The 17055-nt window shown below is 39.7% G+C and carries 13 protein-coding genes; 8 read left to right on the plus strand and 5 right to left on the minus strand.

What is annotated here, in order from left to right; all coding sequences use genetic code 11:
* Positions 1-12: 12 nt before the first annotated feature.
* The gene (gatB, locus tag BSU_06690; protein ID NP_388551.2) at positions 13-1443 is read left to right on the plus strand and encodes a glutamyl-tRNA(Gln) amidotransferase (subunit B); all 1431 of its coding nucleotides are present in this window, start codon (positions 13-15) and stop codon (positions 1441-1443) included.
* A 14-nt stretch (positions 1444-1457) separates the two neighbouring features.
* Here gatB and yerO read toward each other — a convergent pair whose 3' ends face one another.
* Complete coding sequence (yerO, locus tag BSU_06700) at positions 1458-2327, minus strand: putative transcriptional regulator (TetR/AcrR family) (protein ID NP_388552.1); 870 nt, start codon at positions 2325-2327, stop codon at positions 1458-1460.
* A gap of 131 nt (positions 2328-2458) precedes the next feature.
* Between yerO and srfP the strand changes: the two genes are divergently transcribed.
* From srfP to rlmCD, 3 genes are all read left to right on the plus strand, one after another.
* Positions 2459-5617, plus strand: a complete 3159-nt coding sequence (gene srfP / locus BSU_06710) for a surfactin exporter involved in surfactin self-resistance (protein NP_388553.2) — start codon at positions 2459-2461, stop codon at positions 5615-5617.
* Positions 5618-5939: 322 nt separating this feature from the next.
* On the plus strand, positions 5940-6851 hold the full coding sequence (gene dagK / locus BSU_06720) for a diacylglycerol kinase (protein NP_388554.1): 912 nt from the start codon (positions 5940-5942) through the stop codon (positions 6849-6851).
* A 255-nt stretch (positions 6852-7106) separates the two neighbouring features.
* On the plus strand, positions 7107-8486 hold the full coding sequence (rlmCD, locus tag BSU_06730; protein ID NP_388555.1) for a methyltransferase of m5U747 and m5U1939 in 23S RNA: 1380 nt from the start codon (positions 7107-7109) through the stop codon (positions 8484-8486).
* 12 nt (positions 8487-8498) lie between these two features.
* On the opposite strand, the gene yefB is transcribed toward rlmCD, so the two are convergent.
* Positions 8499-9401, minus strand: a complete 903-nt coding sequence (gene yefB / locus BSU_06740) for a putative site-specific recombinase / invertase; HGT island (RefSeq protein NP_388556.1) — start codon at positions 9399-9401, stop codon at positions 8499-8501.
* Here yefB and yefC point away from each other — a divergent pair.
* From yefC to yeeC, 4 genes are all read left to right on the plus strand, one after another.
* Positions 9382-9717 (plus strand): putative resolvase; HGT island, encoded by a 336-nt coding sequence (yefC, locus tag BSU_06750; RefSeq protein ID NP_388557.2) that lies wholly within the window; start codon positions 9382-9384, stop codon positions 9715-9717. The two genes, yefB and yefC, sit on opposite strands and share 20 nt — an antisense overlap.
* Positions 9718-9791: 74 nt before the next feature.
* Positions 9792-12431, plus strand: a complete 2640-nt coding sequence (yeeA, locus tag BSU_06760; RefSeq protein ID NP_388558.1) for a putative restriction type II methylase; HGT island — start codon at positions 9792-9794, stop codon at positions 12429-12431.
* Positions 12432-12442: 11 nt separating this feature from the next.
* Positions 12443-14242 (plus strand): putative DNA helicase / endonuclease; HGT island, encoded by a 1800-nt coding sequence (gene yeeB / locus BSU_06770; RefSeq protein NP_388559.2) that lies wholly within the window; start codon positions 12443-12445, stop codon positions 14240-14242.
* A 112-nt stretch (positions 14243-14354) separates the two neighbouring features.
* Entirely contained in the window at positions 14355-15503 is a 1149-nt protein-coding gene (gene yeeC, locus BSU_06780) for a conserved hypothetical protein; HGT island (protein ID NP_388560.2), read from the plus strand.
* A gap of 261 nt (positions 15504-15764) precedes the next feature.
* On the opposite strand, the gene yeeD is transcribed toward yeeC, so the two are convergent.
* The 3 genes from yeeD to yezG all read right to left on the minus strand — a co-directional run bounded on the left by yeeD (position 15765) and on the right by yezG (position 17038).
* On the minus strand, positions 15765-16070 hold the full coding sequence (gene yeeD, locus BSU_06790) for a conserved hypothetical protein; HGT island (protein ID NP_388561.1): 306 nt from the start codon (positions 16068-16070) through the stop codon (positions 15765-15767).
* A 66-nt stretch (positions 16071-16136) separates the two neighbouring features.
* Positions 16137-16343: a hypothetical protein; HGT island gene (yezA, locus tag BSU_06800; RefSeq protein ID NP_388562.1), complete on the minus strand. Its 207-nt coding sequence runs from the start codon at positions 16341-16343 to the stop codon at positions 16137-16139.
* A 239-nt stretch (positions 16344-16582) separates the two neighbouring features.
* Positions 16583-17038: a conserved hypothetical protein; HGT island gene (yezG, locus tag BSU_06811; RefSeq protein ID YP_003097692.1), complete on the minus strand. Its 456-nt coding sequence runs from the start codon at positions 17036-17038 to the stop codon at positions 16583-16585.
* Positions 17039-17055 lie beyond the last annotated feature (17 nt).

Here is a 17055-nt window from a genome sequence, read left to right on the forward strand (position 1 = left end):
GGGTGAAAAGAATTGAACTTTGAAACGGTAATCGGACTTGAAGTCCACGTTGAGTTAAAAACAAAATCAAAAATTTTCTCAAGCTCTCCAACGCCATTCGGCGCGGAGGCGAATACGCAGACAAGCGTTATTGACCTCGGATATCCGGGCGTCCTGCCTGTTCTGAACAAAGAAGCCGTTGAATTCGCAATGAAAGCCGCTATGGCGCTCAACTGTGAGATCGCAACGGATACGAAGTTTGACCGCAAAAACTATTTCTATCCTGACAACCCGAAAGCGTATCAGATTTCTCAATTTGATAAGCCAATCGGCGAAAACGGCTGGATCGAAATTGAAGTCGGCGGCAAAACAAAACGCATCGGCATCACGCGCCTTCATCTTGAAGAGGATGCCGGAAAACTGACGCATACGGGCGACGGCTATTCTCTTGTTGACTTCAACCGTCAAGGAACGCCGCTTGTTGAGATCGTATCAGAGCCGGACATCCGCACGCCGGAAGAAGCGTACGCATATCTTGAAAAGCTGAAATCCATCATCCAATATACAGGCGTTTCTGACTGTAAAATGGAAGAAGGCTCACTTCGCTGTGACGCCAATATCTCTCTTCGTCCGATCGGCCAAGAGGAATTCGGCACAAAAACAGAATTGAAAAACTTGAACTCCTTTGCGTTTGTTCAAAAAGGCCTTGAGCATGAAGAAAAACGCCAGGAGCAGGTTCTTCTTTCCGGCGGCGTCATCCAGCAAGAAACTCGCCGTTATGATGAAGCAACGAAGAAAACCATTCTTATGCGTGTCAAAGAGGGATCTGACGACTACCGTTACTTCCCAGAGCCAGATCTAGTCGAGCTCTACATTGATGATGAATGGAAGGAACGCGTAAAAGCAAGCATTCCTGAGCTTCCGGATGAGCGCCGCAAGCGTTATATCGAAGAGCTTGGCTTGCCTGCATATGACGCAATGGTTCTGACGCTGACAAAAGAAATGGCTGATTTCTTCGAAGAAACCGTTCAAAAAGGCGCTGAAGCTAAACAAGCGTCTAACTGGCTGATGGGTGAAGTGTCAGCTTACCTAAACGCAGAACAAAAAGAGCTTGCCGATGTTGCCCTGACACCTGAAGGCCTTGCCGGCATGATCAAATTGATTGAAAAAGGAACCATTTCTTCTAAGATCGCGAAGAAAGTGTTTAAAGAATTGATTGAAAAAGGCGGCGACGCTGAGAAGATTGTGAAAGAGAAAGGCCTTGTTCAGATTTCTGACGAAGGCGTGCTTCTGAAGCTTGTCACTGAGGCGCTTGACAACAATCCTCAATCAATCGAAGACTTTAAAAACGGAAAAGACCGCGCGATCGGCTTCCTAGTCGGACAGATTATGAAAGCGTCCAAAGGACAAGCCAACCCGCCGATGGTCAACAAAATTCTGCTTGAAGAAATTAAAAAACGCTAATAAAAAAGCAGCCCTTAGAGGCTGCTTTTTTTATGGTCAAATTGAGATAAAGACAAGATGAGGGCCCGAAGCCTTTCAACTTCTTTGTCGTTGGTTCCGGCCAAATTGGACAGCATGCCTTTAATAATCGGCTTGCGCGGTTTATCCTGAGTCAATTCTTCCTCGATAACATCAAGTGACACGGTGATATCCTCGGGCAGCGTGCTGTTTTCTTTCACTTTCTGAATGTCCTCAAGCAGCTGGTCTTTTCCCGCAGGCATCGGGTTAAAAATGTCTTTTGATACAATCGGATTGAGTGCAGAACGGCTCAGCCCCTGTACAAGATCATCCAGTCTCTCAATAATAAAGGCTGAGATTTCTTCTGCATCGATATTAAGCTCACCGTTAAATACCATCACGTTCATATAGGAATGCACAATGCCTCTTGCCATGATGGACAGATCTGCGACATACCGCTCGATTCCTTCGCCATAGGATACCAGCAAGGCGTTCCGGTACAGCTTATCCGTCTCCATGGTTACTTTGTAAAAGTATTGCTTGATTTCTTGATTTTCCGGAATGATATTTTCGGTAAGCAAAAGAACGATAAAATCTTTATGATCGCGAAAATCCTCAAATTGAGCGCCAATTTGCTTTTTTAACACTTCCTTAGGCGGCTTTCCGGCGAGATCTTCTTCTATATTTTTCATTTTGTTCATAGACATACCGATATAATATTCACAGGCAGATAACAGCAGCGCTTCTTTCGATTTGAAGTGCAAATAAAAAGCGCCCTTCGAAATGCCGCATTCACTGGCGATTTCTTGGATCGTCGTAGCTGCGAATCCTTTTTTCGCAAATAAACGAATGCTGGTTTTTATGATTCTCTCTTTTTTTTCATTCATGACGTGCTTCCCCTTAATCCTTGAAAAATTTAGTAAAATTTTCTGGTATATGAGTTGACGTTGTTGCGTTATAACGTTTAGTATTATATAGAATGACCAGTCAGTCAATAAAAAATGTAATGGAGGATATGATGAACCACGTTATTAATTTCGTTCTGAAAAACAAATTCGCCGTATGGCTGATGACGATTATTGTAACGGCAGCCGGCTTGTATGCGGGTATGAATATGAAGCAAGAGTCTATTCCTGACGTGAACATGCCTTACTTGACGATCAGCACGACATATCCGGGTGCAACACCAAGCCAAGTGGCTGATGAAGTGACCAAACCGGTTGAACAAGCCGTACAGAACTTGGACGGTGTCAGCGTTGTGACGTCGACGTCCTATGAAAACGCATCGTCGGTCATGATTGAATATGATTATGAGAAAGATATGGACAAAGCGAAAACAGAAGCAGCTGAAGCGTTAGAAAACGTCAACCTGCCTGATGACGCGAAGGATCCGGAGATTTCACGCTACAGCTTGAACTCATTCCCGATTCTGACGCTGAGCGTGTCCAGTGATAAAGATAATCTGCAAGAGCTGACGAAACAAGTGGAGGACAGCCTCGTTTCTAAGCTTGAAGGCATAGAAGGCGTTGCGTCCGTCCAAGTATCAGGCCAGCAGGTGGAAGAGGTTGAATTCTCTTTCAAAGAAGACAAACTGAAGGAATACGGCCTTGATGAAGATACAGTCAAGCAAGTGATTCAAGGTTCAGATGTGACAACTCCGCTTGGATTGTACACATTCGGAAATGAAGAAAAATCTGTCGTCGTCAGCGGCGATATTGAAACAATTAAAGATTTGAAGAATATGAGAATCCCGACGGCATCTGCTTCAAGTGCAGGCAGCAGCGCAGCATCTCAAGCAGGTGCGCAGAGTGCTCAAGCAGCCCAAAGCGCGCAAGCGGCAGCACAGGTGCAGCAAAGCGCAAGCACAGCAGTGCCGACGGTCAAGCTTTCTGACATTGCTACAATTAAAGATGTGAAAAAAGCTGAATCCGTTTCACGCACAAATGGCAAAGACAGCATCGGCATCAACATCGTCAAAGCAAACGATGCGAATACGGTAGAGGTTGCCGACGATGTCAAAGCTGAGCTGAAAAAGTTCAAAGAAGACCATAAAGGCTTCAATTACAGCGCAACTCTCGACATGGCGGAGCCGATCACACAGTCAGTTGACACGATGTTAAGCAAAGCCATCTTCGGTGCTATTTTTGCGATTGTGATTATTCTCTTATTCTTAAGAGATATCAAATCAACATTAATTTCTGTTGTTTCAATTCCATTATCATTGCTGATCGCACTCCTTGTGCTGCAGCAGCTTGATATCACATTGAATATTATGACGCTCGGCGCAATGACCGTTGCCATCGGACGTGTAGTCGATGACTCCATCGTTGTGATCGAGAACATTTACCGCCGCATGAGACTCAAAGATGAGCCGCTCCGCGGAAAAGCCTTGGTTCGTGAAGCGACGAAGGAAATGTTTAAACCGATCATGTCATCAACGATTGTGACAATCGCGGTATTCCTGCCGCTCGCACTTGTAGGCGGACAAATCGGTGAATTGTTTATTCCATTTGCCTTAACGATTGTTTTTGCGCTTGCCGCATCCCTAGTGATTTCAATCACGCTTGTGCCGATGCTCGCACACAGCCTGTTCAAAAAATCATTAACCGGTGCGCCGATTAAAGCGAAAGAACACAAACCTGGCAGACTTGCAAACATCTATAAAAAAGTATTGAACTGGGCGCTGAGCCACAAATGGATCACGTCTATCATCGCGGTTCTGATGCTCCTTGGAAGCTTGTTCCTCGTACCGTTAATCGGTGCCAGCTACCTGCCGTCCGAGGAAGAAAAAACGATGCAGCTCACATACAGCCCAGAACCGGGTGAAACGAAAAAAGAAGCCGAAAATGAAGCTGAAAAAGCGGAAAAAATCCTGCTTGACCGCAAGCATGTCGATACGGTTCAGTATTCATTAGGCTCTGGCAGCCCGCTTGCCGGAGGAGATTCTAACGGTGCGTTATTCTATATCAAATATGAAAGCGACACACCTGACTTTGATAAAGAAAAAGATAACGTTCTGAAGGAAATCCAAAAGCAATCTGACCGCGGAGAATGGAAGTCACAGGACTTCAGCTCTTCAGGCAATAATAACGAATTAACATACTATGTGTATGGCGATTCTGAAAACGATATTAAAGACACGGTCAAAGACATTGAAAAAATCATGAAAGATGAAAAGGATCTGAAAAACGTAAATTCAGGCCTTTCCAGCACATATGATGAGTACACATTTGTCGCTGACCAAGAAAAACTAAGCAAGCTCGGTTTAACCGCGTCTCAAATTTCTCAGGCCTTAATGTCACAAACATCGCAAGAACCGCTCACCACTGTGAAAAAAGACGGCAAAGAGCTTGATGTGAACATTAAGACAGAAAAAGACGAGTATAAGAGTGTGAAAGATTTAGAGAATAAAAAGATCACTTCCGCGACTGGCCAGGAAGTCAAAATCGGCGATGTGGCAAAAGTGAAAGAAGGATCAACATCAGATACCGTGTCAAAACGTGACGGAAAAGTCTATGCAGATGTCACAGGTGAGGTTACCTCTGACAACGTCACAGCCGTATCAGCTGCTATCCAGAAGAAAATCGATAAGCTTGACCACCCTGATAACGTATCGATTGACACAGGCGGCGTATCAGCGGATATCGCTGATTCCTTCACGAAGCTCGGTTTAGCGATGCTGGCAGCAATAGCGATCGTTTACCTTGTGCTCGTGATTACCTTCGGCGGAGCACTAGCGCCATTTGCGATTCTGTTCTCATTGCCGTTCACAGTCATCGGTGCCCTGGTCGGACTTTACGTATCAGGTGAAACGATCAGTCTGAACGCCATGATCGGTATGCTCATGCTGATCGGTATCGTTGTCACGAATGCCATTGTCTTAATTGACCGCGTGATTCATAAGGAAGCGGAAGGCCTGTCTACGAGAGAAGCGCTCCTGGAAGCCGGCTCTACACGACTCCGTCCGATCCTGATGACAGCCATTGCGACAATCGGCGCCTTGATTCCATTAGCCCTCGGCTTCGAAGGCGGAAGCCAGGTCATTTCAAAAGGACTCGGCGTAACGGTTATCGGCGGTTTAATCAGTTCAACGCTTCTGACGCTCCTGATCGTGCCAATCGTATATGAAGTATTGGCGAAGTTCCGCAAGAAAAAACCGGGAACGGAAGAAGAGTAAAAAACAAAAAGCCTCAGCTCTGCTGAGGCTTTCAGCTTGTTGAAAAACCCTCGCATTCGTTGTCAGGTCTGCGCGTCGGTGCTCACGAATTCTACATTCGCTCCGCTCCAATGCTCCCCCTTCCTAGACTACAAGGGTTTTCAATCAAGCTGAAAGAATGTTAAGGATGACAAAAGCTCAAAACAAGAATCAGTTTTGAGCTTTTGTGCGTTTTCACCTGTAAGATTATGTACATTTTGTTGCGATTTTTTTAACTCATAGTATAATTAAAGGTTGTTAGTGTAAAAATGGATCGGATACTCTTAAGTAGGATGATGAGATAATGAAACGTGCACGCATAATATACAATCCGACTTCAGGACGGGAGATCTTTAAAAAGCATCTTGCCCAGGTCCTGCAAAAATTTGAACAAGCCGGCTATGAAACCTCCACCCATGCGACGACATGCGCAGGAGACGCTACACACGCTGCCAAGGAAGCGGCATTGCGTGAGTTTGACCTGATCATTGCGGCAGGCGGAGACGGAACGATCAACGAGGTCGTCAACGGGCTTGCGCCTTTAGACAATCGTCCGACACTCGGTGTGATTCCTGTCGGCACAACGAACGACTTCGCCAGAGCGCTCGGAATCCCACGCGAGGATATTTTAAAAGCGGCAGATACGGTCATTAACGGCGTTGCCCGCCCGATTGATATCGGACAGGTCAACGGCCAGTATTTTATCAATATCGCCGGCGGAGGCCGTCTGACGGAGCTGACGTACGACGTGCCAAGCAAACTGAAAACAATGCTCGGCCAGCTTGCTTATTATTTAAAAGGAATGGAAATGCTGCCTTCACTTCGTCCGACAGAAGTCGAGATTGAATATGACGGCAAGCTGTTTCAAGGTGAAATCATGCTGTTTTTGGTCACGCTGACAAACTCCGTCGGCGGGTTCGAAAAGCTCGCGCCGGATTCCAGCCTGAATGACGGCATGTTTGATTTGATGATACTAAAGAAAGCAAACCTTGCTGAATTTATCAGGGTCGCCACGATGGCGCTTCGCGGAGAACACATCAACGACCAGCACATTATTTATACAAAAGCGAACCGCGTGAAAGTCAATGTATCAGAAAAGATGCAGCTGAACCTGGACGGCGAGTACGGCGGCATGCTGCCGGGCGAATTCGTGAATCTGTACCGGCACATTCACGTCGTCATGCCGAAGGAGAAAGCGGAACAGTTGGATGACTAAAACTTGGCTTGGTAAGCCAAGCTCAGAATGTTGACAAAATCCTAAAACAGTTTTCGTTTTAGGATTTTGTCATCTTTTCAGCGTGATTGAAAACCTTTGAAGTCTAGGAAGGGCGAGCATCGGAGCACAGCGAATGTTGAATTCGTGAGCACCGAAGCACAGGCCTGACAACGAATGCGAAGGTTTGCCTACACGCTGAAACTTGGCTTGAATAGGCCAAGTTTTTCTTTCGCTTAAAACTAGAGGTGATTATAGATGAAAATGAAACCCCCAGTAGAAAAAAATGAATACTACGATGTGACATTTGAGGATTTGACACATGAAGGAGCGGGCGTCGCAAAGGTCCAAGGCTTCCCGATCTTTGTGCCGAATGCCCTACCCGAGGAAAAAGCCCAAATCAAAGTGACACGCGTCAAAAAAGGGTTCGCCTTCGGCCGCCTGATTGAGCTGAAGGAAGAAAGCCCGCATAGAACGGACGCCCCATGCCCGATTTACAAACAATGCGGAGGCTGCCAGCTTCAGCACATGACCTACGAAGGCCAGCTCCTGTTTAAACAGAAACAAGTCAAAGACGTCTTAGAACGCATCGGCAAGCTGGACCTTTCAAAAGTCACCGTGCACCCGACACTCGGCATGGAAGACCCGTGGAACTACAGAAACAAAGCACAGGTGCCGGTAGGAGAACGGGAAGGCGGACTCGTCGCGGGATTCTATCAGCAAAGAAGCCATGACATCATCGACATGAGCGCCTGCCTGATCCAGCAATCCAAAAACGACGAAGCCGTTCAAGCTGTCAAAGACATTTGCGCAAACTACGGTGTCAAAGCCTACAACGAAGAACGCCACAAAGGCTGGCTCCGCCACATCATGGTCAGATACGGCGTTGTTACGGGCGAAATGATGATCGTCTTCATCACAAGAACAAGCGACTTCCCGCACAAAGCGAAGATCATCGAAGACATCACAGCGCAATTCCCGCACGTCAAATCCATCGTGCAAAACATCAACCCAAACAAAACAAACGTCATTTTTGGCAACGAAACAAACGTCATCTGGGGCGAAGAATACATCTACGACCTCATCGGAGACGTCAAATTCGCCATCTCCGCCAGATCGTTTTATCAGGTCAACCCAGAGCAAACAAAAGTGCTCTACGACAAAGCGCTTGAGTACGCTGAGCTTCAAGGGGAAGAAACCGTCATCGACGCTTACTGCGGCATCGGAACGATTTCTCTCTTCCTGGCAAAGCAGGCGAAAAAAGTGTACGGTGTAGAGATTGTGCCGGAAGCAATTGAGGACGCGAAGCGAAACGCCGAATTAAACGGCAACACAAACGCAGAGTTTGCTGTTGGAGAAGCGGAAACCGTGATTCCAAAGTGGTACGAAGAAGGCATTACAGCTGATACGCTGGTCGTCGACCCGCCAAGAAAAGGCTGCGACGAAGCCCTCCTGCGGACAATTGTGGAGATGAAGCCGAAGCGGGTAGTGTATGTGTCCTGTAATCCTGGCACGCTTGCGAGAGATTTGCGGGTGCTTGAGGATGGCGGGTACGTGACGCGCGAAGTGCAGCCTGTGGATATGTTTCCGCATACGAATCATGTGGAGTGCTGTGTGTTGATAAAATTAAAAGAATAAATAGTCAAAAATCTATGCTGATGGAACTGTTGGTTCTCTAAAACGATAATTGATTTCAATGGTTCCATTTGCATGTACTTCTATTTCATCTACTAACAAATGAAGCATTTCGGGGGTAAGTGTACCTTCCTTCATGAATTTATCTAAGCTCTTTTTAAAATCAATTATTTCTTTTTCAATCTTTTGAAATTCTAGGTCCTTAGATAGTTGGTGAAGGGTAGTTTCAAAATTTGAAATATCTTCATTGGTGATATTTATGGCTAATTGGTAATCTTCTTTAGATATAACACCATTAGCAAGAGAGATAACTAAATTGGATTTATCTCTCTTTTTATCGTTTAATTTTTCATTAATTTCGATTATCTTAGATTCGATTTTTTCTTTGTACTTTAACGCTTTTTCACTTAATTCTTTAAAATAATTTTCCTTACTGAATTTCAAATATATCTTATTTAGGTTGGTTATTACTTTATCAGTTAAATCTATTTCACTTACGTAATGATCACTACATGCTTTTAAACCATGTTTATTATAACTTCCACAAACATAACCTTTTCGATTCTTTTTAAAATGCATTGACCTCCTGCAATCTTTGCAAACCGCAGTATTTGTAAAGAGATGTACTTCAGCTTGAGGTCTCCTTCTTTTTCTAGTTATTAAAATCTCTTGTACAATAAGAAAGTCTTCTAAAGGTATGATTGGTTCGTGGCTTTTTTCAATAATTATTTGGTTTTCTAGGTTAACTGACCTTCTTCTTTTACTGGTAACACTCGGTCTATATTCTCTACATTGTTGTAGTGTCCCAGTATAGTGAGGATTTTCGAGAATTTTTCTTATTGAAGATCCGTGCCATTTGTCAGTAGCGTTCTTTTTGCGGGCAAGCTGCGAGGGACTAGTGACCCCTTCGTTATACAATCCCCTTGCTATTGCATCAAAGCCTTTTCCAGCAATATATTCTGAAAAGATTCTAATATTTACTATTTTCTCTGCGTTTGCTGAATTTGAGAGAGATATGATTGTAGAACGAACTCAAGAAGGTAAAATGTTGGCCAAGCAGAATCCGGATTTCCGAGAAGGAAGACCCAAAAAGTTCACAAAGCAGCAAATCAATCATGCATTAACATTACTAGAAAATCATTCGTATAAACAAGTTGAAGATATGACTGGGATATCAGTTTCTACACTTGTAAGAGCTAAAAAGAAGAAAGCTGCTGAAGCTATAAATGGATAAATATTGTGAATTAATTATTCAATATCTTGAGAAATTTTTATAAAAGTAATCAAAAGTTTAATGGGGGAAACGAAATGGCGCTCATTGATTTAGAAGATAAAATTGCTGAAATAGTGAATCGAGAAGATCATTCAGATTTCTTGTATGAATTACTCGGTGTATATGATGTTCCACGAGCTACAATTACGCGCTTGAAAAAAGGAAATCAAAACCTTACAAAACGGGTTGGTGAAGTACACTTAAAGAATAAGGTGTGGTTTAAGGAGGCTAAGAAAGGAAAGCTCTTTGACGCCCTTATTGATATAGAACAACAAGTTGAATATCTTTCAGCTAAGCCACGATATTTATTAGTTACTGACTATGATGGAGTATTAGCGAAAGATACAAAAACATTAGAGGCTCTTGATGTTAAATTTGAAGAACTTCCTCAGTATTTCGATTTCTTCCTTGCTTGGAAAGGTATTGAGAAAGTAGAGTTTGAAAAGGAAAACCCCGCTGATATTAAAGCAGCCGAACGTTTTGCACGGATATATGATGTACTTCGTAAAGAAAACAATATTATTGAGACTAATAGAGGGTTAGATTTATTTCTTATTCGTTTACTGTTTTGTTTTTTCGCAGAAGATACTGACATCTTCAAACGAAATAGTTTTACGAATTTAATTAAGACTTTGACTGAAGAAGATGGTTCAAATCTAAATAAATTATTTGCTGATTTATTTATCGTGTTAGATAAAAATGAACGAGACGATGTTCCATCTTATTTAAAAGAGTTTCCGTATGTAAATGGCCAGTTGTTTACTGAACCACATACAGAGTTGGAATTTTCTGCCAAATCCAGAAAGTTAATTATTGAGTGCGGTGAATTATTAAACTGGGCTAAAATCAATCCTGATATCTTTGGTTCAATGATTCAAGCTGTTGCTTCTGAAGAAAGCCGTAGTTATTTAGGTATGCACTACACAAGTGTCCCCAATATAATGAAGGTTATTAAACCGCTTTTCCTAGATAAACTTAATCAGTCTTTTTTAGATGCATACGATGATTATACAAAACTTGAAAATCTTCTAACACGAATCGGCAAAATTAAATTCTTTGATCCTGCATGTGGTTCAGGGAACTTTTTGATTATTACCTACAAAGAATTACGGCGTATGGAAATCAATATTATAAAACGACTTCAAGAACTCTTGGGAGAGTATCTTTATGTACCTTCAGTAACTTTATCTCAATTTTACGGAATAGAGATTGAAGATTTTGCACATGACGTTGCAAAATTATCACTTTGGATTGCTGAACATCAAATGAATGAAGAATTAAAAAATGAAGTTCATAATGCAGTACGCCCAACGTTACCACTTCATACAGCAGGGGATATTCGTTGTGCAAATGCTATTAGGGTTGAGTGGACTGAGGTTTGTCCCGCACAAGGATCTGAAGAAGTATATGTTTTTGGTAATCCACCGTATCTTGGTTCAAAAAAACAAAACAAAGAACATAAATCTGATATGTTATCAATTTTTGGAAAAGTCAAGAATGGTAAAATGCTTGATTATATTTCTGCTTGGTTTTACTTTGGTGCTAAATACGCTTCAACTACAAATGCAAAAGTTGCCTTTGTATCAACAAATTCAGTTACTCAAGGGGAACAGGTTTCTATCTTATGGAATGAGTTATTCAAGTTTGGAATTCAAATCAATTTTGCCTATAAATCTTTTAAATGGGCGAATAATGCTAAAAATAATGCTGCGGTAATTGTTGTGATTGTAGGTTTTGGCCCGTTAGATACCAAAGTAAACAAGTATTTATTTGTTGATGAAACGAAAAAGCTAGTTTCTAACATTAGTCCCTATTTAACTGATGGTGAAAATATTCTTGTTTCTTCTAGGACGAAGCCAATTTCAGACTTACCCAAACTGCATTTTGGGAACATGCCTAATGATGGCGGAGGATTACTCTTTACCATTACGGAATATACAGACGCAATCAATAAGTATCCTGAATTAGTTCCCTATTTTAAAAAGTTTATAGGTTCAGTAGAGTTTATTAATGGTGGTTTACGGTATTGTTTATGGCTTAATGAAGCAAAATATGAAAAAATAAAGTCTAATCCTCTAATACAAGAAAGAATCTCAATTTCAAAAAATCACAGGGAAAAATCAACAGATAAAGGAACGAATAAACTTGCATTAACTCCGTGGAAGTTTAGAGATACTCATGAAACAACTAATTATTCCATTGTTGTTCCATCTGTGTCTTCTGAAAATAGATTTTATATTCCAATGGGATTAGCAGGTGCAGATACAATTTTGTCAAATCTAATTTATGTAATTTACGATGCAGAAATTTACCTTCTAGGCATTTTGATGTCACGGATGCATATGACTTGGGTAAAAGCTGTAGCCGGAAGATTAAAAACTGACTATAGGTACTCTGCAGGTTTATGTTATAACACTTTCCCTATTCCTGAATTATCAACAAGAAGGAAGAATGAAATTGAAGAAGCAATTCTTGAAATTCTTGATCTTCGTGAAGAGCAGGGTGGTACATTAGCAGAGCTTTATAACCCTTCAACAATGCCAATTGAATTAAAAGTAGCACATGAAAAGTTGGATGGAATTGTAGAAAGAGCGTATCGTCAAAAACAATTTGAATCTGATGAAGAACGCTTAGAAGTATTGCTTAAATTGTATCAAGAAATGACAGAACGGTAGGTGTAAGGTGTATGGAAAATATAATTGAAATTAATTATAACCAAACTGGTAAAAGTAAGAAAACAAATGAATACGGTATGCGTGAAATGCAGGCAAGAGCTTTTGAAAAACGTAACTCACAATATCTCTTAGTTAAAGCACCGCCAGCTTCTGGGAAATCTAGAGCTTTAATGTTTATCGGTTTGGATAAGCTCATAAATCAAGGTTTGAGGAAAGTGATTGTTGCTGTACCTGAACGCTCTATAGGTTCTTCATTTAAAAATACGGATTTAAAAAGTTATGGTTTCTTTGAAAATTGGAAAGTTGATCCTAGAAATAATTTAACTGTTGGCGGAGATAACTCTAAGGTTAAATCTTTTGTTCGTTTTATGGAATCGGACGATCAGGTGTTAATATGTACGCACTCTACTTTGCGATTTGCGTTTGAAAAAATTGATGATAAAGCATTTGATAATTGTTTACTTGCAATAGATGAATTTCACCATGTATCGGCAGATGTCAATTCTCGATTAGGTGAATTGTTAAGAAGTATTATTCATAATTCATCAGCACATATTGTAGCGATGACTGGGTCGTATTTCCGTGGAGATTCTGTACCAATTTTATTACCAGAAGATGAGGAATTATTTGACAAGGTAACTTATTCCTATTATGAACAACTTGATGGATATGAATATCTAAAGGGATTTGGTATAGGATATCACTTCTATCAAGGCCAGTACACATCAGCTATTAATGAAGTATTGGATACAAATAAGAAAACAATCGTTCATATTCCAAATGTAAACTCAGGGGAATCGACAAAGGATAAGTACGATGAAGTTGGTAAGATACTTGATATGATTGGTGAAGTTGAATATCAAGATGATGATACTGGAATTATTTATGTTAAGCGACATTCTGACGGTAAAACATTGAAAATTGCAGATTTAGTAGATGACCAAGTTGGAAGAGAAAATGTCGTTGCGTATTTGCGTAATATTGAAGCCCTAGACGATTTAGATATAATTATTGCTCTTGGTATGGCGAAAGAGGGCTTTGACTGGCCGTTTTGTGAACATACTTTGACAGTTGGTTATCGTGGCTCACTTACAGAAATAGTACAAATAATTGGGCGCTGTACACGTGATAGTTACAATAAAACCTATGCTCAATTTACCAACCTAATCGCAATGCCTGATGCAAAGGATGAAGTAGTGACTTATACAGTGAATACAATGCTTAAAGCTATTTCTGCCTCACTTTTGATGGAGCAGGTCCTTACACCTGACTTTAAATTTAAACGTAGAAGAAATGAAAGTGAAAAATCTTCTACTACAGGAGAATTATTCGTTAAGGGATTGAAAGAACCATCAACAGAAAATGTCAAAAAGATTATTGAAAATGATATTAATGATTTAAAAGCAAAAATCATGCAAGATTCACAAGTCCAAAAAACATTTAGTGGAGAAGTAGATCCCAAAGTATTGAACAAAGTGTTGATTCCGAAAGTTATTCAAAAAGTATATCCAAATTTATCAGATGAGGAAATTGAGGAAGTTAGACAGCACGTTGTTCTAGATACAGTTATGAAAGGTGCTAAGTCTGAAGTTGTAGGAAGTAAAGAATTTATAAGAATGGCAGATAAGTTTATAAACATTGAGGATTTAGATATCAATCTGATTGATTCCATCAATCCGTTCCAAAAAGCATTTGAGGTTCTATCGAAAGAATTGAACTCACCAGTGCTAAAACTGATTCAGGAAACTATTGATGCAAAACGTATTAATTTTGATGAAGATGAACTAGTATTCATATGGCCAAAGGTTTAGGAATTTTATCGTTCAACTGGTAGAAGACCTGATTCAAAATCTGAAGACCCACTTGAAAGGCGTATGGGTGAAGCTGTATTATACATGCAAGAGCTTAGGAGGAAACGTGAAAATGGCAAGTAATAGATACCATTCTATTAATGAAATCATGGAAAGTCAGCTGTTTTACCAAATCACAACACCACCTAAGAAAACACAAAAAGCCCAGTATGATCCTGAAGTTGAAAAGTTTTTGGAGATTATTGAATTCGTCAAAGAAAATGGGCGAGAACCCCAAAAAGTCCCTACTGATTTAACTGAAAGAAGTTTAGCAAGTCGATTAATTGGGATTCGGAAAGATCCTGATCGTATGGAATATTTGAAAGAGTATGATGAAATTGGATTACTTGAAGTAAGATCGAAGGAACTAACAATTCCTAAAATTTCTTCAATTGATGATATTCTAAAAAGTGGCTTATCTGCATTATTAGGTGATAATTTAAATAATGATATAACTAGGTCAATTTTTGATACAAGTTCACTTCAAAAGGTTACGACAATGCCTGAATACGTTGCAAAGCGTAAAAAAATAAAAGATTTTGGAAAGTTTGAAGAGCTATTCAAGAAGTGCCACAAGGAAATTACAGAGGGTAAACGAAAAATTTTAACTTTCAAAAATGAACAAGACATACAGTCAAATAGTTTTTATATATTAAAAGGAGTTCTTCTTTATGTTGAAGATGTGGGAGAACGTAAAAAAGCAAAGGGAAAAACCAATGCTAGACTTCGATGTATATTTGAAAATGGAACGGAATCAGATATGTTACTACGTTCCTTATCAGCGGAGTTATATAAACATGGTAGACGTGTGACCGACAATGAAGATACATTGTTGGATAATGTTAGAGAAGATGATGTTTCGACTGGCTTTATTTACGTACTAAAATCTTTGAGTACAGATCCGCAAATTAGTTCCATTAAGAATTTATATAAGATCGGTTTTACAACTGGTTCAGTAGAAAATAGAATCAGGAATGCAGAAAATCAATCAACTTATCTTTATGCTCCAGTAGAAATTGTAACCACATATCAAGTGTTCAATATGAATGCTAGCAAATTTGAGACGGCAATCCATCATGCGCTAGCAAATAATAATTTGGATGTTTCTATTTTGGGGGCAAATGGAAAGATGTTAGTTCCTAAAGAGTGGTTCGTTGTCACACTTGAAGATTTACAAGCTGTAATAGATGAGATTGTGATGATGGTTCATCTTTATGACTAAATTAGTATATTAGGATTTTAGTATTAATAATAATTTTATAGTAGACTATGAAAAAATTTGATGCCATAACAATAACTTGTTCCGCTTTGGAGTTTGTCACAATTGTAGAATTATGTGTTGCGAGTATTAATAGGAAGGGGTTGAGCGACCGCAAAAAAAATTTTCGGTGCTGTCCGCAAAAGGGAGTTTGGGTGTTTTGCGTTATATTTGGTTGTGTGAAGGTTAGCGGAAACTCAATTCGTGAAGTTAGGATTGCGGTTATTACGACTGAGTAGTTTCGTCATACTCTTTTAGCAGTTTTTCTGTCTTATGCATTTCTTTGAGCATCGGATTCATGTAGTCGTTAGCTGATTCTAGATATGCTCTCGTCAGAGTGTCTAGTTTATTTCTAACTTTAGAGAGGTCTTCTTCGAATTTTCCATCCGATGATTGAAGGATAAATTCTTTTGCCTCTTCATATCTTTTTAATATGTTTTTCACCATTGGAGTTGGATTCTTTTGATTTATTGTTTTTATTACAGTGATTGTTAAATTTATTTGTTTTATTAATTCTTTTCTTACTGTCAAGGTGATGCTCCTTTTAAATCTCTATTCTATTTGAGAGTTGCTATATCTGTTTAATGGTTTGATAGACTACTCATCTTTATAATTTAGAGCAATTTTTACAACTTGTTCCGCTGTGTAATCTTCATTGCTCCAGAAAATTAAATCACTTGGTGCCGGATAAGGAACATTTTTCTCTAATAAATCGAGATATTCACTGACTTTCTCATCATCTAATGTTGGGTTCATTAATTCCTTTACAAGAAAGATCAACTCTTCTTTTGTCAGTTTATCCATTGTTTGCCCTCCAATAGATTGTATCTCCATTGATTTTACAAATGACTTTATTTCTTCTGATAATGTTATAGGTTGTTTGCATAATGATAGATAATTGTCTTGAGAAAAGTTAGTCTCATTATAGAGTTTATTAATTGTATTTATAACAATATATTCATATGGAAAACCTCTAAAATATCTTTATTTTAGATTGGTTTATAAAAAATAGCTCAGCAGAGTAGGGCTGAGCCATTTTTTAATTATAGACCGAGGTAACTAATTACAAATTCTTTATCATCCTCATCTTCAGGCAAAATACCAAGGTTTTTATATTCCCATATTGCGATTCTTTCATATCCATCTAATTCTGAGGCTAAAATATCATCATAATTATAATCTAATTGGAATTCTCCGCTACGATCCAATGTTAGTGTAAGGTTAGTCCAAACATCATCGTTATTATTTCTGTGTTCAGTTCTTAATTCTTCAAAAAGTTCTCTTAGTTCTCTTAACAACGTCTTGAAAATATCCTTGCTTACGTTGTAATGGCTAGGTATATCTTGTGAATAAATAATTTGATTATTTTCTGGTGTTCTGAAATGAAAAAGAACCATTGTGGAATCATCTAATACTTCTGCATAAAGATATATCTTTGTCCATTCACCAGGTATGATGTCATTGAGTTTTTCTCCAATAAGTTGATACAAATCTTGCATCTTCCTAGTTTCCATTC

This window comes from Bacillus subtilis subsp. subtilis str. 168, assembly GCF_000009045.1.
Classification (GTDB): Bacteria; Bacillota; Bacilli; order Bacillales; family Bacillaceae; genus Bacillus; species Bacillus subtilis.

Excerpts from the sequence above, each read along its gene's own strand:
- yerO (NP_388552.1), bottom strand. The coding sequence starts at position 2,327 with ATGAATGAAAAAAAAGAGAGAATCATAAAAACCAGCATTCGTTTATTT.
- srfP (NP_388553.2), top strand. The coding sequence starts at position 2,459 with ATGAACCACGTTATTAATTTCGTTCTGAAAAACAAATTCGCCGTATGG.
- dagK (NP_388554.1), top strand. The coding sequence starts at position 5,940 with ATGAAACGTGCACGCATAATATACAATCCGACTTCAGGACGGGAGATC.
- rlmCD (NP_388555.1), top strand. The coding sequence starts at position 7,107 with ATGAAAATGAAACCCCCAGTAGAAAAAAATGAATACTACGATGTGACA.
- yeeA (NP_388558.1), top strand. The coding sequence starts at position 9,792 with ATGGCGCTCATTGATTTAGAAGATAAAATTGCTGAAATAGTGAATCGA.
- yeeB (NP_388559.2), top strand. The coding sequence starts at position 12,443 with ATGGAAAATATAATTGAAATTAATTATAACCAAACTGGTAAAAGTAAG.
- yeeC (NP_388560.2), top strand. The coding sequence starts at position 14,355 with ATGGCAAGTAATAGATACCATTCTATTAATGAAATCATGGAAAGTCAG.
- yezA (NP_388562.1), bottom strand. The coding sequence starts at position 16,343 with ATGGATAAACTGACAAAAGAAGAGTTGATCTTTCTTGTAAAGGAATTA.
- yezG (YP_003097692.1), bottom strand. The coding sequence starts at position 17,038 with ATGCAAGATTTGTATCAACTTATTGGAGAAAAACTCAATGACATCATA.